The 15,120-nt window shown below is 67.8% G+C and carries 14 protein-coding genes and 1 pseudogene; 12 read left to right on the top strand and 3 right to left on the bottom strand.

Going from position 1 to position 15,120, the window contains the following annotated elements; translation table 11 throughout:
* The first annotated feature begins 122 nt into the window (after positions 1 to 122).
* From AC5P7S_RS11410 to AC5P7S_RS11390, 5 genes are all read left to right on the top strand, one after another.
* Positions 123 to 3,230 (top strand): response regulator, encoded by a 3,108-nt coding sequence (locus tag AC5P7S_RS11410; protein ID WP_095377693.1) that lies wholly within the window; start codon positions 123 to 125, stop codon positions 3,228 to 3,230.
* Positions 3,227 to 4,051 (top strand): CheR family methyltransferase, encoded by an 825-nt coding sequence (locus AC5P7S_RS11405; protein ID WP_005416310.1) that lies wholly within the window; start codon positions 3,227 to 3,229, stop codon positions 4,049 to 4,051. The genes AC5P7S_RS11410 and AC5P7S_RS11405 overlap by 4 nt, the downstream gene beginning before the upstream one ends.
* Entirely contained in the window at positions 4,051 to 4,626 is a 576-nt protein-coding gene (locus AC5P7S_RS11400) for a chemotaxis protein CheB (RefSeq protein WP_049413816.1), read from the top strand. The genes AC5P7S_RS11405 and AC5P7S_RS11400 overlap by 1 nt, the downstream gene beginning before the upstream one ends.
* A complete protein-coding gene (locus AC5P7S_RS11395) occupies positions 4,623 to 5,756 on the top strand; it encodes a hybrid sensor histidine kinase/response regulator (protein WP_095377692.1) in 1,134 nt (377 codons plus the stop codon). Before AC5P7S_RS11400 ends, AC5P7S_RS11395 begins: the two co-directional genes overlap by 4 nt.
* Before the next feature lie 83 nt (positions 5,757 to 5,839).
* The gene (locus tag AC5P7S_RS11390) at positions 5,840 to 6,268 is read left to right on the top strand and encodes a BLUF domain-containing protein (RefSeq protein WP_005416313.1); all 429 of its coding nucleotides are present in this window, start codon (positions 5,840 to 5,842) and stop codon (positions 6,266 to 6,268) included.
* A gap of 15 nt (positions 6,269 to 6,283) precedes the next feature.
* Here the strand turns inward: AC5P7S_RS11390 and AC5P7S_RS11385 are convergent, their stop codons facing one another.
* Positions 6,284 to 6,604: an ArsR/SmtB family transcription factor gene (locus tag AC5P7S_RS11385; protein ID WP_005416314.1), complete on the bottom strand. Its 321-nt coding sequence runs from the start codon at positions 6,602 to 6,604 to the stop codon at positions 6,284 to 6,286.
* Between the two features lie 83 nt (positions 6,605 to 6,687).
* Here AC5P7S_RS11385 and AC5P7S_RS11380 point away from each other — a divergent pair.
* From AC5P7S_RS11380 to AC5P7S_RS11370, 3 genes and pseudogenes are all read left to right on the top strand, one after another.
* Positions 6,688 to 7,128 (top strand): annotated as a pseudogene (locus AC5P7S_RS11380) (YeeE/YedE family protein); the annotation flags it as partial.
* Positions 7,125 to 7,562, top strand: coding sequence for a DUF6691 family protein (locus AC5P7S_RS11375; RefSeq protein ID WP_005416316.1), 438 nt, complete (start codon positions 7,125 to 7,127; stop codon positions 7,560 to 7,562). The pseudogene AC5P7S_RS11380 and the gene AC5P7S_RS11375, both read left to right, overlap by 4 nt.
* Before the next feature lie 43 nt (positions 7,563 to 7,605).
* Positions 7,606 to 8,658, top strand: a complete 1,053-nt coding sequence (locus AC5P7S_RS11370) for a linear amide C-N hydrolase (RefSeq protein ID WP_095377691.1) — start codon at positions 7,606 to 7,608, stop codon at positions 8,656 to 8,658.
* Here the strand turns inward: AC5P7S_RS11370 and AC5P7S_RS11365 are convergent.
* On the bottom strand, positions 8,655 to 9,434 hold the full coding sequence (locus tag AC5P7S_RS11365) for a DUF6491 family protein (protein WP_005416318.1): 780 nt from the start codon (positions 9,432 to 9,434) through the stop codon (positions 8,655 to 8,657). The genes AC5P7S_RS11370 and AC5P7S_RS11365 overlap by 4 nt on opposite strands.
* Positions 9,435 to 9,515: 81 nt before the next feature.
* Between AC5P7S_RS11365 and AC5P7S_RS11360 the strand changes: the two genes are divergently transcribed.
* Together AC5P7S_RS11360 and AC5P7S_RS11355 are read left to right on the top strand one after the other, a co-directional pair.
* On the top strand, positions 9,516 to 10,211 hold the full coding sequence (locus tag AC5P7S_RS11360) for a helix-turn-helix domain-containing protein (protein ID WP_005416319.1): 696 nt from the start codon (positions 9,516 to 9,518) through the stop codon (positions 10,209 to 10,211).
* A gap of 167 nt (positions 10,212 to 10,378) precedes the next feature.
* Positions 10,379 to 11,329, top strand: a complete 951-nt coding sequence (locus tag AC5P7S_RS11355) for a DMT family transporter (protein ID WP_005416320.1) — start codon at positions 10,379 to 10,381, stop codon at positions 11,327 to 11,329.
* Positions 11,330 to 11,338: 9 nt separating this feature from the next.
* Here the strand turns inward: AC5P7S_RS11355 and AC5P7S_RS11350 are convergent, their stop codons facing one another.
* Positions 11,339 to 11,662: a hypothetical protein gene (locus AC5P7S_RS11350; RefSeq protein WP_170944910.1), complete on the bottom strand. Its 324-nt coding sequence runs from the start codon at positions 11,660 to 11,662 to the stop codon at positions 11,339 to 11,341.
* Between the two features lie 27 nt (positions 11,663 to 11,689).
* On the opposite strand from AC5P7S_RS11350, the gene thrA reads away from it, so the two are divergent.
* Positions 11,690 to 14,194: a bifunctional aspartate kinase/homoserine dehydrogenase I gene (thrA, locus tag AC5P7S_RS11345; protein WP_095377690.1), complete on the top strand. Its 2,505-nt coding sequence runs from the start codon at positions 11,690 to 11,692 to the stop codon at positions 14,192 to 14,194.
* The gene (locus tag AC5P7S_RS11340; protein WP_095377689.1) at positions 14,191 to 15,105 is read left to right on the top strand and encodes a homoserine kinase; all 915 of its coding nucleotides are present in this window, start codon (positions 14,191 to 14,193) and stop codon (positions 15,103 to 15,105) included. Before thrA ends, AC5P7S_RS11340 begins: the two co-directional genes overlap by 4 nt.
* The last annotated feature ends 15 nt before the right edge of the window (positions 15,106 to 15,120 follow it).

Raw genomic sequence — 15,120 nt, 5'->3', positions numbered from 1 at the left:
CGTGAAGCTAGGCACTCAAGTGTGAAGGATGCGTGCACACCTGACACGTGCCATTTGTCCTGTGCGGCTGAATGCGACACGGAGTACCATCTTCCACCCTTTGCCTTCTGGAACCGACCTGCATGCGTCCTGGTGCGACTACGCGTGACCGCTGGATCTGGATGACGTCCGCCGTGCTGCTGGCCGCGACCATCGTGTTGGAACTGGTCGTCCCGCTCGGCTATGCGGTATGGCTGGCCTACTTCCTCGCGGTCGGCGTGACGGTGTTCCAGCGCAGTGCACGCGCGCCGTTCGTGGTCGCGATGATCGCCTGTGTCCTGCTGGTGATCGGCTTCAACGTTGCGCCAGCCAGCAACAATTCGTCCTTCTCGCTTGTCAACCGTACCGTCGGTGGCTGCGCCTTCCTGATGATCGCACTGATCGTCTCGCGCGCGATCCAGGCCCGGCGCCAGGCGATGCGCGCGCTCTGGCTGCAGGAGGCCGAGAACGCGGTGGCGATGAGCCTGCGCGGTGACCTCGGGCCGGAGCAGATCGCCGAGGCGGCAGCAGCAAGCCTGGCCGGGCAGCTGGATGCAGAGGTCGGTGCGGTCTATCGCCTGGACGGCGGCCGGCTGCAGCTGACCGGTGGCGTGGCGCTGCCCTCTGGGACGCCGGCCTCGCTGGCCCTGCACGAAGGACTGGCCGGGCAGGTTGCCCGGGACGAACGCATCCGCCACCTGCACGGCGAAGATGCTGCCGTGCTCGAACTGCAGACCAGCCTGGGCCGGCTGCCGGTGCGCGAGCGCATCCTGGCGCCGATCAGCAGCGATGGTGCGGTGGTCGGTGTCATCGAGCTGGGCCGCGCGCGGGCGGGTGAACAGCGTGACCTGGATCGCGAGCTGCTGGAGCGCTGCGCCGACACCATCGGCATGGCACTGCGCGCATCGCTGCTGCGTGCGCAGCTGGTGGTGCTGCTGGAAGAGTCGCAGCGCCAGGGCGAGGAGCTGCAGGCCCAGCAGGAAGAGCTGCGCGTGGCCAACGAGGAACTGGAAGAGCAGAGCCGCAGCCTGTTGCAGTCGCAGAGCCACCTGGAAGAACAGCAGGCTGAGCTGGAACAGAGCAACGTGCAGCTGGAAGAGCGCACCCACGAGCTGGAGGCGCAGAAGCAGGCACTGCTGGTTGCGCAGAGCCAGCTGGTGCGCAACAGCAACGAGCTGGCGGCGACCTCGCGCTACAAGTCCGAGTTCCTGGCCAACATGTCGCATGAGCTGCGCACGCCGCTCAACAGCTCGCTGATCCTGGCCAAGCTGCTGGCCGACAACAAGGACGGCACGCTGACCGAGGAACAGGTGAAGTACGCGCGAGCGATCCTGTCGTCCAACAACGACCTGCTGGCGCTGATCAACGACATCCTCGACCTGTCGCGCATCGAGGCCGGCCATGTCGAACTGTCCGATGAAGTGGTGGTGGTCGAGAGCGCGCTGCAGCGCCTGCGCGAGACCTTCGAGCCGATGGCGCGGCAGAAGGGCCTGGCCCTGCAGATCGAAGCCGACGCCCTGGCACCGACCCAGATGGTGGTTGACAGCCAGCGGCTGCAGCAGATCCTGAAGAACCTGCTGGCCAACGCGGTGAAGTTCACCGAGCATGGCAAGGTCAGCCTGCACGTGCGTGCCGGCGGCAACGGCCGCATCCGGTTCGAGGTCTGTGACACCGGCATCGGCATTGCCCGCGAGCAGCTGGATGTCATCTTCGAAGCGTTCCGCCAGGCCGATGGCAGCACCCGCCGTCGCTACGGCGGTACCGGCCTGGGCCTGTCGATCTCGCGCGATCTGGCCGAGCGCATGGGCGGCGGCATCCAGGTCGACAGTGAGCCCGGGCGCGGCAGCTGCTTCATCCTGGAGCTGCCGCTGCAGGGAGCGCCCGCGGCGAGCGCAGCCGTCGCTGCCGATGTCCCCGTGGCAGCGCCGCCGACGGCGCCGGCCGTGCTGCCGGCCGCGCCCGTACGCGCTGCGACCGCGGCAGCGCCGGTTACTGCGATGGCCGGCGTAGCCGACGACCGCGGTCGCCGCCAGCGCGCCGGGCGCCTGATCCTGGCGGTCGAGGACGATGCCACGTTCGCCGAAGCACTGGTGGCGCTGGCCCATGAACTGGACTTCGACTGCGTGGTAGCGGGCACGGCGGAAGAGGCGCTGGCCCTGGCCAGTGAACTGCGCCCGAACGGCATCCTGCTCGATATCGGCCTGCCGGACGTGTCGGGCCTGAGCGTGCTGGAACGCCTGAAGCGCAACCCGGACACCCGCCACATCCCGGTGCATGTGGTCTCGGCCACGGACCGCAGCCAGGTGGCGCGCGAGCTGGGCGCGATCGGTTTCGCGATCAAGCCGACCACGCGCGAGCGGCTGGTGACGGCGATCGAACAGCTGGAACAGACCAGCCAGCGCGACATGCGGCGGCTGCTGATCGTGGAAGACGACAACGAGCTGCGCCACAACCTGGAACTGTTGCTGGGCCGCGACCAGCTGCAGATCGTCGCTGTAGGCACCCTGGCTAGCGCACTGGAACAGCTCAGTACGGTCACGTTCGACTGCATGGTGATGGACCTGTCGCTGCCCGACGGGAGCGGCTACGACCTGCTCGAGCACATGGCCGGCAACGACGATGTCGGTTTCCCGCCGGTGATCGTCTATACCGGCCGCGCACTCAGTCGCGAGGAAGAGCAGCGCCTGCGCCGCTATTCCAAGAGCATCATCATCAAGGGCGCACGTTCGCCCGAGCGCCTGCTGGACGAGGTGACCCTGTTCCTGCACAGCGTGGAGGCCAGCCTGCCCAGCGACCAGCAGCGCCTGCTGCGCGAGGCCCGCCGTCGCGACACCGTGCTCGACGGTCGGACGGTGCTGCTGGCCGAGGACGACGTGCGCAACATCTTCGCACTGTCCAGCGTGCTCGAACCCCTCGGCGTCACGCTGGAGATCGCGCGCAATGGCCAGGAAGCGGTGGATCGGCTGGCCGAGCGCGAGGTCGACCTGGTGCTGATGGACATCATGATGCCGGAGAAGGATGGCCTTGCTGCGATGCGCGAAATCCGCGCGCAGCGCCACCTGCAGGACCTGCCGATCATCGCGCTGACCGCCAAGGCCATGCCGGACGACCGTGAGCGCTGCCTGCAGGCCGGCGCCAACGACTACATCGCCAAACCCATCGACGTCGACAAGCTGGTCTCGCTGTGCCGGGTCTGGTGCTCGCGGCAATGAACGAGCAGGCCCTGTTCGACCTGGAGCTGAAGGTGCTGCTGGAAGCGCTTTACCAGCGCTACCACTACGATTTCCGCAGTTATGCGGTGTCGTCGCTGCGCCGGCGGATCCGCCAGGCCATGCAGCGCTATGAGTGCGAGCGGCTGGCCGACCTGCAGCACCGCCTGCTGCACGAGCCGGACCTGTTCGCGCAAGCGATGCAGTTCTTCACCGTGCAGGTCTCGGAGATGTTCCGTGACCCGGCCTATTTCCGCGAGCTGCGCGAGCAGGTGGTGCCGGTGCTGCGCACCTACCCGTCGGTGAAGCTGTGGGTGGCCGGTTGCAGTACCGGCGAGGAAGTGTGGTCGCTGGCGATCCTGTTGCACGAGGAAGGCCTGCTGGAGCGCAGCATCGTCTACGCCACCGACATCAATCCGGCAGCCCTGGCCACCGCCGAGGCCGGCGCCTATGGCATCGACCGGATGGCCCAGTTCAGCCGGAACTACCTGGCGGCCGGTGGCACCGCCTCGCTGTCCGACTACTACGCCACGGCCTACGATGGCGCGGTGTTCGATCGCCAGCTGCGCCGCAACGTGGTGTTCGCCGACCACAGCCTGGCCACCGACACCGTGTTCTCCGAGGTGCATCTGGTGTCGTGCCGCAATGTGCTGATCTATTTCAACCGCGATCTGCAGGACCGCGCGGTGGGCCTGTTCCGTGAAGCGCTGGTGCATCGCGGCTTCCTTGGCCTGGGCAGCAAGGAGTCGCTGCAGTTCGGGCGCCACCACGGCGCGTTCGAGACCTGCTCGCGGGAGCATCGCCTGTACCGGAAGGTTGCCTGATGGCACTGCCGACACGACCGGCCGTGCTGGTGATCGGGGCCTCTGCGGGTGGGGTTGCGGCGCTGCAGGCGGTGCTCGGCGCGCTGCCCGCGGCTCTACCGGCGCCGGTGCTGGCCGTGCTGCACCTTCCGCGCGACCGCAGCAGCCGCATCGCCGAAGTGCTGGCGCCGTACTGCGCGCTGCCGGTGCGCGAGGCCGAAGACAAGCAGCCGCTGCAGCCAGGCACGGTGACCTTTGCGCCACCGGACTATCACCTGCTGGTGGAAGACGCCGGTTCGCTGGCGTTGTCGGTGGACGCGCCGGTGCTGTTTTCGCGCCCGGCCATCGATCCATTGTTCGAGTCGGCTGCGGCCGTGTTCGGCGCGCAGGTGCTGGCCCTGCTGCTGACCGGTGCCAGCAGCGATGGTAGTGAAGGGGTGGCCGCAGTGCGCGCCGCCGGTGGCCGCGCCTGGCTGCAATGTCCCGAGGAGGCCGAGGCATCGATGATGCCGGCCTCCGCCCTGCAGCACGCCGGCGCCGATGCCGTGCTGCCCCTCGAACTGATGTGCCGTCGCCTGAAGGAGCTGTTTGCATGAACCTGCTGCCACCGGACCCTGCGCAGTCGCAGACCCCGGTCAACCTGCTGATCGTCGATGACGTGCCGCAGAACCTGGTGGCCATGCAGGCGCTGCTGCAGCGCGAAGGCGTGAACCTGCTGCTGGCGGGCTCGGGCGCGCAGGCGCTGGAACTGCTGCTCGAGCATGAGGTGGCGCTGGCCCTGCTGGACGTGCACATGCCGGAGATCGATGGCTTCACCCTGGCCGAGCTGATGCGCGGATCACACCGCAGCCGGGATGTGCCGATCATCTTCCTGACCGCCTCGCCGGACGACCCGCTGCGCGCGTTCAAGGGCTACGAAACCGGCGCGGTCGACTTCCTGCACAAGCCGGTGGCGCCGCAGGTGATCCTGAGCAAGGTCAATGTCTTCATCGAGCTGTACCAGCAGCGGCAGCTGCTGAAGGCGCGCAACGAGGCGCTGGAGCGCTCGCTCAAGCTCAACGAGACGATGGCGGCGGTGCTCACCCATGATCTGCGCACGCCGCTGTCGGCGATCCTGCTGTGTGCCGACAAGCTGGCGCTGGAGCTTCCTGCGGGCAATGACGGCGCGCAGCAGACCCTGAAGCACCTGGAAGCCAGCACGCTGCGCATGGCGCGCATGGTCGAGCAGCTGCTGGACTTTTCGCGGATCCGCAGCGGCGGGCTGCGCCTGCAGGCCAGCGCCTGTGATCTTGCCGAGGTCACGCGTGCGGTGGTGGCCGAAGCGGGCAGCGCCCACGGCCACGCACGGGTGCATCTGGATATGCTGGGCGATACCCGCCTGCAGGGTGATCTGGATCGGCTGGGACAGGTTGCCGCCAACCTGATCGGCAATGCGCTCACCCATGGCAGTGAGGCGAGGGTGGAGGTGGACGGCCGTGATCCGCGCAGCGTGCTGCTGCGGGTGAGCAACGCGGGACGGATCGACGACGCGCTGCTGCCGCGCCTGTTCGAGCCGTTCAAGGCCAGCTTCCATCCCAGCAATGGCCTGGGGTTGGGCCTGTATATCGTCGATCAGTTCGTGCGCGCACACGGCGGGCACATCGCAGCGCGCAATGAAGCCGGTCAGGTGGTGTTCGAAGCCCGGTTGCCGAGGCGCACAGAGGGGCTGCCGGCGGCCGCTACCTGAATTCTTCAGGGAACACCTGCGGGCACTGAGACGGACTCGTCCGCAGCTGCTACCGTGGGTGTACATCTTGTCAAGGAAGCGCCATGCCACTGCGTGCCATCGCCTACGTCAGCCAGGCGCTGCCGGATCTTTCCGCTGAACGGCTGCGGGCGCTGGTCGACGATGCAGCCCGTTTCAACAAGATGGCGGGCGTGACCGGTGTGCTGCTGCATGACGGCGGGCGATTCCTGCAGTACATCGAAGGGCCGCCGGATGGTATCGATTCGGTGTACGAACGGATCCTGCAGGCCGGTAGCCATATCGACATCATCGAACTGGCGCGTGGCCGCCTTGGCCAGCGCCAGTTTCCGTACTGGTCGATGCGCGCGTTGCCGGTGGAGGAGGCGCTGCTGCGGCAACTGTCTTCCAGCGACTGGTCAGGTTTCACCCGCGCGTTGCATGGTGACCTGTCGGCGCCGACCCCGGTGGATCTGCTCGATCAGGTCGTGCAACCGGTGCTGCACGCAGGTTGAACCTGCGTGGAAGGTTCAGCGCGCTGCACTTCCGCAGTACGCCGCGTGCAACGCCTGCAATACGCCCAGCGCCGGCCCTTCCACTACCCGGTAGTGGATCGACTGCGCTTCGCGCCGGGTCGAGACGATGCCAAGTCCGCGCAGCACCGCCAGATGCTGGGACAGCGCTGATGCGCTGAGCCCGGTCAGTGCCTGCAGTTCCGGTACTGGCGCCTCGCCTTCGACCAGCCGGCACAGCACGCGCAGCCGTGCAGGATGGGCCAGGCTTTTGAGCAGCGCCGCGGCCTGGGCGGCATGCTCGGCCATCGCGGCACTGTCGAGCTCGATTCGGGCCATGGTTGACCTTTTGCTTTAGAAGACGCTAATTTAGAAAAAGCTAATTCAAAAGGCAAGCGAATGAACGCGACAACTGGAGGCAGGTCATGACCGTGCCGTGGGCCGCCGTCGCGGGGGGCGCGTTGATCGGTGCGGCGGCGGTGGTCTTGCTGGCAACCACGGGCCGGGTAGCCGGCATCAGCGGCATCGCCGCTGGCAGCGTGCGCGCAACGCCCGGCGATCGAGGCTGGCGCTGGGCATTCCTGCTCGGCCTGCTTGCCGCTGCAGGGGGTGTGCTGTGCTGGCAGGCCGTGCCAGATCAAGCGCCCCGCGACCTGTTGCGTGACGCCTTGCCGGCGTGGCAGCTGGTTGGCGCCGGCCTGCTGGTCGGATTCGGTACGCGGTTGGGCAACGGCTGCACCAGTGGTCATGGAGTGTGCGGCATGGCCCGCGGCTCAATGCGGTCGCTGCTGGCGGTGCTGGTATTCATGGCCTGCGCAATGCTGACTACATTCCTGATCCGTCATGGCGGGGGCTTCGCATGAGCCGCATGATGGTGGCCGCCGGCGCGGCAGGGGCGCTGTTCGGCGCGGGCCTGGCGCTGGCCGGCATGACCGATCCGCGCCGCATCCTCGGTTTCCTCGACATCGCCGGCGATTTCGATCCCACCTTGGCCTGGGTGCTGGCCTCGGCACTGCTGGTCAGCGCGGTCGGCCAGCGCTGGGTGCTGCGGCGCCCGCGGCCGTCATGCGCAACGCGCTTCCAACTGCCCGCTGCGCGCGGTGTCGATGTACGCCTGGTGCTGGGCGCGGCATTGTTCGGAATGGGTTGGGGTTGGGCAGGCTATTGCCCGGGCCCTGCCATCGCCGGGCTGGCGGTGGGATCGCGCGAAGCGCTTTGGTTCGTGCCGGCCATGCTTGCAGGTTTCTGGCTGCACGATCGCCTGGTTCGCCGGGGCTTCACCGCTGTGTCACCCTGAATCGGGTCATATCCACGGATCACGGGGAAAGGAGCGCAACGACATGGCACGGATGAAGTGGAAGGAAAGGGCACTGCTGGCGGTCGCGCTGGCCGCCGCAGTGGCACCCGCGCTGGCCTGCACGCGCGCGGTCTACCTGGGCGACAACGGTGATGTGATCACCGCGCGCTCGATGGACTGGAAGGTCGATGTGGCGACCAACCTCTACGTGCTGCCGCGCGGCATCGCGCGCACTGGCCAGGCCGGGCCGAAGTCGCTGGCCTGGACGGCGCGCTACGGCTCGGTGGTGGCCACCGGTTATGACGTATCGACCACCGATGGCATGAACGAGAAGGGCCTGGTGGCCAACCTGCTGTGGCTGGTCGAATCGGAGTATCCGAAGCAGCGCGGCAACAAGCCGGGCCTGGCCATCTCACTATGGGCGCAGTATGTGCTGGACAACTTCGCCACCGTAGACGAAGCGGTCGCGGCGCTGCAGCGCGAGCCGTACTCGATCGTCACCGACAAGGTGCCGGGCGAAGACCGCCAGGCCACGCTGCACCTGTCGCTGTCAGATGCCAGTGGCGACAGTGCCATCGTCGAATACATCGGCGGTCGCCAGGTGATCCACCATGACCGGCGCTACCAGGTGATGACCAATTCACCGATCTTCGAGCAGCAGCTGGCACTCAACACCTACTGGCAGCAGATCGGCGGCACGGTGATGCTGCCGGGTACCAACCGCTCAGCCGACCGTTTCGCGCGCGCCTCGTTCTACATCAACGCCATTCCCAAGTCCGAAGACCCGGTGGTGGCGCTGGCCAGCGTGTTCAGCGTGATCCGCAATACGTCGGTGCCCTACGGCATTACCACGCCGGGCGAGCCGAACATCTCCTCCACGCGCTGGCGTACCGTGGCCGATCACAAGCGGCGCTTGTACTTCTTCGAATCGGCATTGACCCCGAACACGTTCTGGGTCGACCTCAACAAGGTGGATTTCGGCGGCAAGGTGCTCAAGCTCGATCTCGGTCCGGACCAGCGCAATACCTTTTCCGGCGACGCGCTGGGCCACTTCGTGCCCAGCGCACCGTTCGCGTTCCTCGGCGTCGACGGTTAGTTCGACGCCTGGCTGGAAGCCGGATAGACCGCCTGGATCGTGCAGCCGCCGCGGGTGTACTGCGGCAGCGGCGCCAGCGCGTCGTTGCGCAGGTCACCATTCTCGAATCCGGCGGTGAGGATGCGATCGCCCGGATTGCCACAGATCAGGCCGTTCTGCATGCCGGAGTGGAAGCTCAGCTGTGGCGCACGGTCGAGCTGGCGGCAGTGGCTGCCAAGCTCCACGCGATAGTAGCGGTGCCCCCCATTGCGATGCGGATTGGTCTCCACCAGCATGCCCTGCGGGTCGGACGACCACGCGCGCACGTTGCGCGTGGCAAAGCAGTACGACGGCGAACCACCGAAACTGCGGCGGATGTCCCTGCGCTCGCGGATGGTCAGGGCGGGCAGGGTGGCCATGCGCAGGCGGTCGCTGTCGCGGGCCACGCTGGCGTAGTCGCGATCCTGCACGGGGGTCACCGCGCTGATCGCGCAGCTGCGGCCATCGACCACCACGCGCTCGCTGGGGCGACCGCAGGCCCAGCCGGCGGGTGCTTCAAGTTTCAGCGTGGTGGCACCGCGGACGCCGGGGCACTCTTCGCTGAAGTCGATCCGATAGGCCTGGCCCGAGGCGGCTCGCAGAGCGATTGAACGCGATGAAGCCTGCTCCACTTCCTGGACGCCGACCGCGTCCATGCAGTGCGGGGCCGGTGGCGTACGTTCCTGCGCGGAGGCCGAGGCGGTGAGCGCCAGGCCGAGGCTGGTGGCAAGCACCAGGGACAGCTGCTGATGGGTCATGACCTGCACTCCCTGCGTTGGATGACGGATCGACTATAGCAGCGGTTTGCACGGCCGTTGTTACACGCGCACACTGCCCGGATGGGCGCCATCTTCCATCTGCGGCACTACGGGCAGGCCACCGGCCTGGACCGCCATGACTACGCGCAGTGGGTGCTGCCGCTGCAGGGGGAACTGCAGTTCGAGATGGAAGGGCGCGGCGGCCGGCTGGACCTGCTGCAGGGGGCATTTGTCGCCGCCGGCGAAGCACATGACCAGATGGCGGACGGCCCCAATGGTTTCGTGATCGTTGATTGTCCTCCAGGCGTGCTGGATGACGGCACGCAGGAGCATCTGTGCCGCCAGCGCTGGCTGCATCTGCCGCTGGCGTTGCGGCAGCGCCTGGCCGCCGTGCAGGCAGGGCAGCCGATGCCGGCGTTGCTGCCGCAGTTGCTGCAGGTATTTGCACCGGCGGGCAGTGGCGCGCGCATGCAGGGCCTGTGCGCGGCGGTGCAGGCCGATCCCGGCCGGGCCTGGCCGGTTTCCCGGATGGCCGGAGTTGTCGGTGTCAGCGAGAGCCGGTTGCACACATTGTTCCAGCGCGAGTTCGGGCTGAGCCCGCAGGCCTGGCTCAGCGCGTGCCGCTTGCGTTGGGCCAAGCATCAGCTGCGCACCACCGCCGCGCCGATCAGCGATATCGCACTGGCCGCAGGCTATTCCGAACAGAGTGCACTGACCCGTGCGCTGCGCCGCGAATGTGGCCAGACCCCCGCTGCGTGGCGCAGGGGTGCCGGCTGATCTGTAGAGCCGAGCCCATGCTGGGCTGCCCTTATCTGCACAACGGTGAATCGCAGCCGAGCATTGGCTCGGCTCTACAGAGGTGACAAGGCAGCAGCCTGGGTCAAGAGCGCCCAGCGGCCAGCGCTTACACTGCGCGGCCCGTTCCATCCGCCCGGACAACCCGAATGCGCAACAACCCGATGGCCGTGGGCATCGCCAATGGCGTGGCCGCTGGCGCACTGTGGGGCGTGGTCTTTCTCGCGCCTGCCGTGCTTCAGTCGTTCAATGCGTTGCAACTGTCCGCCGGCCGCTACCTGGTCTATGGCCTGATGGCAGTCGCCCTGCTGCTGCCGCGATGGAAGCGGCTGGCACCGCGGCTGGGCCGTGCCGAATGGATCGGCCTGCTGTGGCTGAGCCTGGCAGGCAACCTGGTGTATTTCCTGCTGCTGGCGACCGCCGTGCAGTGGGCCGGTGGCGCTGCGGCATCGCTGATCGTTGGCCTGATTCCGGTGGTGGTCACCCTCGTTGGCGTGCGCGAGCAGGGCGCTGTACCACTGAAACAGCTGCTACCAGCACTGGGGCTGTGCGTGCTGGGGGTCGCTCTGGTGGGTTGGGAAGCGCTGATGTCCGAGCACCTGGCCACCCCGTGGCGGCAGCGCCTGATCGGGCTGCTGTGCGCGTTCGGTGCGCTGTTCTCGTGGGCGCTGTATTCGATCGGCAACAGCCGCTGGCTGGCGCGCAGGCCGGACCTGTCCAGCCATGACTGGTCGCTGCTGACCGGCGTCACCACCGGCGGCCTGGCCCTGCTGCTGGTGCCGATGGCCTTCATCGGGCACACCGGCAGCCATACGGCGGCGCAATGGAGCGGGTTCTGGGCGATCAGCGCCGGCGTGGCAGTGGTGGCCTCGATCCTCGGCAACGCATTCTGGAACCGTGCCAGCCGCCTGCTGCCACTGACCCTGACTGGCCAGATGATCGTGTTCGAGACCCTGTTCGCGCTGCTGTACGCCTTTGCATGGCAGCAGCGCTGGCCCTCGCTGCTGGAAGCGCTGGCAATCGTGTTCCTGGTGGCTGGCGTGATGCTGTGCGCGCATGCGCATCGCACACCACGGGCGATCGCCGAACATGCCGGCTGAATGCAGTCGTCAAGCGTGCTGATACCGGCTTTGTCTCAGTTGCAACCAAATGTCGGCACGTTGGCCGATGATCGCTGCATCGGTTTTTTGCATCGCAGCACTTGACAGCGGCAGGGCGCACAGTGTTTTCTGTGCGCCATGGTCCTTGATGCCGCCCACGCCAGCCTGATCGCCCCCGCCATTGCGGGCCGTTCGACTGCGCCGGTCGCGACCATCACCACCATTACCACCACCACCGTCACCACTGCCCTGGTGCGGCCCGTCGTCTTCGTGTAACTCCCGAAAACCACGGCCCCGCACCCTACAGGTGGCGGGGAAACTCGACACCTGCATGCGACGGGGCCTCCTACCGAGGTCTGCATGTCTTCCCACGCTCCCGCTCATTCCGTTGCCCCGGCCGACCTGGCTGCACCGTCCACCGTCGTGCACAAGTTCGGCGGCACCTCGGTGGCCGATGCCGAACGCTATCGCCATGTGGGCGGCCTGCTGCTGGCCCGTCCCGAATCGTTGCAGGTCACCGTCGTCTCGGCGATGAAGGGCGTCACCGACGCGCTGATCGAACTGGCCCAGCTGGCGGCCAAGGGCGATCAAGGCTGGCGTGAGGCCTGGCATGCCCTGCGCGCACGCCATCGCGGCGCTGCCGTGGCGCTGCTGGGCGAGCAGGTGGGCGAGACGGTCGAATGGATCGACGCCCGCTTCGATCAGTTGGCCGAAGTGCTGGCCGCGCTGGCGGTGATCGGCGAGCTGCCGCGCGAGGTGCTGGACCGTGTGCAGGGCTTGGGCGAAGTGTTTTCCGCACAGCTGCTCGGCACACATCTGCGCGCGCTGGGCGAAGACTGCGCGGTACTCGACGCGCGCGATGTGCTGGTGGTCGGGCATGGCGAACTCGGCGTGGATGTCGACTGGGAAGCCAGTGCCGACCGCCTGGCCAAGTGGCGCCTGCAGCATCCGCAGTCGCGCCTGGTTGCCACCGGATTCGTCGCACGCGATCGCGATGACCGCATCACCACCCTCGGCCGCAACGGCAGCGACTATTCCGGTGCGATCTTTGCCGCGCTGTTCAACGCTGACGAGCTGCACATCTGGACCGATGTCGACGGCGTGCTGTCGGCGGACCCACGGCTGGTGCCCGAGGCGGTGCAGCTGGAAGCGCTGAGCTACGACGAGGCCTGCGAACTGGCGTACTTCGGCGCCAAGGTGGTGCACCCGCAGACCATGTCGCCGGCGATCCGCCTTGGCCTGCCGATCTTCATCCGCAATACGTTCCAGCCGGCGCATCCGGGTACGCGGATCAGCGCCGAGCGCTCGCCGCGCGGGCCGGTGAAGGGCCTGACCCTGAGTCCCGGGCTGGCCCTGCTGAACCTGGAAGGCACCGGCCTGATCGGCGTGCCGGGTACCGCCGAGCGCGTGTTTGCCGCGCTGCGCCAGGCGCAGGTGTCGGTGGTGATGATCTCGCAGGGTTCCTCGGAACATTCAATCTGCTGCGTGGTGCGTGCTGCCGAAGCCGGCCGTGGCCGTGATGCACTGCTGCACGCATTTGCGCACGAGTTGTCAGCGGGACAGGTGCAGCGCGTACAGGTCAGTGAGGGCGTCAGCGTACTGGCCGCGGTCGGTGACGGCATGGCCGGGCAGCCAGGTGTGGCGGCGCGCCTGTTCGAGGCACTGGGGCGTGCGCAGGTGAACATCCTGGCGATTGCGCAGGGCTCGTCCGAGCGCAACATCTCGGTCGCCGTGGATAGCGCCGATGCCACCCGTGCGCTGCGCGCGGCGCATGCAGGCTTCTGGCTGTCGCCGCAGACCTTCGCGGTCGGTGTGATCGGGCCCGGCAACGTTGGCGCCGCACTGCTGGACCAGTTGCTGGCCGCGCGCCCGCAGCTGCTGGCCAAGGCCAATGTGGATCTTCGCCTGCGTGCGCTGGCCTCGCGTTCGCGCATGCGCCTGGAAGTGGACGGCCTGCACGCGGACTGGCGCGAGGCCCTGCGGGATGCGGGTGATTCCAGCGATCTTGATCGTTTCACCGAGCACCTGCTGGCTGCGCACCTGCCGCATGCGGTGGTGATCGACTGCAGTGGCAGTGCCGAGGTGGCCGAGCGCTACGAGGGCTGGCTGGCGGCGGGCATCCATGTGGTCACCCCGAACAAACAGGCGGGTGCCGGGCCGCTGCCGCGCTACCAGCGCATCCGCGCCGCCGCAGCGGCCAGTGGTGCGCGCTTCCGCTACGAGGCCACGGTGGGCGCGGGCCTGCCGGTGATCACCACGCTGCGCGATCTGGTCGATACCGGTGACGAGGTGCTGACCATCGAGGGCATCTTCTCCGGCACGCTGGCCTGGCTGTTCAACCGCTTCGATGGCAGCCAGCCGTTCTCGCAGCTGGTCGCGCAGGCGCGGTCGATGGGCTATACCGAGCCGGACCCGCGCGATGATCTGTCCGGTGTGGACGTGGCACGCAAGCTGGTGATCCTTGCACGCGAGGCCGGTCACGCGCTCAGCCTGGAACAGGTACAGGTGGAAAGCCTGGTGCCGGCACTGCTACGCGACGGCAGCGTGGATGACTTCATGGCGCGGCTGGGCGAGTCCGACGCCAGCCTGCTGCAGCGACTGCAGGATGCGCGGGCGCGTGGCGCGGTGCTGCGCTACGTGGCACGGCTGGGCACCGACGGCGCCTCGGTGGGCCTGCAGGAACTGCCGGCCGACCATGCCTTCGCCAACCTGCGGCTGACCGACAACGTGGTGCAGTTCCGTACCCGCCGCTACTGCGACAACCCGCTGGTGGTGCAGGGGCCGGGCGCTGGACCGGAAGTGACGGCGGCGGGCGTATTCGCCGACCTGCTGCGGGTAGCCGCTGGCGAGGGGGCACGCCTGTGATCGCACGTGCATTTGCGCCCGCCACGGTGGCCAATGTGGCGGTGGGCTTCGATATTCTGGGGCATGCCATCGCAGGCGTTGGCGATACGGTGAGCGTGCGGCGTATCGATGAGCCGGTGGTGCGCATCGAGGCGATCCGTGGCAGTGCGGTCGAACTTCCGCTGGATGCGGCCGGAAACACCGCAGGTGCGGCGTTGATGTCGCTGCGCGCAGGGCTGGGCCTGGACTTCGGCTTCGCGGTGGAGATCGACAAGGGCATTCCATTCGGCTCCGGCATGGGCGGCTCGGCAGCGTCGTGCGTCGCTGCGCTGGTTGCTGCCAACGCATTGCTGGATGCGCCACTCGCGCGCGAGGCGCTGTACCCGTTTGCGCTGGATGGCGAGGCCGTGGCCAGTGGGGGCCGCCATGGTGACAACGTGGGGCCGCTGCTGCTCGGCGGGCTGGCGTTGTGCACGGCCGACCGCCTGCTGCCGATCCCTGTGCCAGCCAGTTGGCACAGCCTGCTGGTGCACCCGCACGCGGTGCTGGAAACCCGTCTGGCACGCCAGGCGCTGCAAGGCAGCTATGCGCTGGGTGAATTCGTGGCGCAGAGTGCGAATCTTGCGCTGGTGCTCAGCGGCTGCCATCGCAGCGACGCGGCGTTGGTGCGCGCTGGCCTGCGCGATGTGCTGGTGGAGCCGCGACGGGCGGGTCTGATCGGCGGCTTCGAGGTGGCTCGCGATGCGGCGTTGTCAGCCCGTGCAATGGGCGCGGGCATCTCCGGTGCCGGCCCCAGCGTATTCGCCTGGTTCGAAGATGCCGACCAGGCCCACGCTGCCGCGGCGCCGGTGCAGGCAGCATTCGCTGCTACCGGCTTCGACAGCGATGCCTGGGTGTCGCCGCTGGATGCGCCGGGAGCCCGGCTGTGCTGAATCCTTCTCCCTCTT

The sequence above is a fragment of the Stenotrophomonas sp. YJH_SMC_32 genome (assembly GCF_059369975.1).
This window is presented reverse-complemented; position numbering and strand designations above follow the sequence as displayed.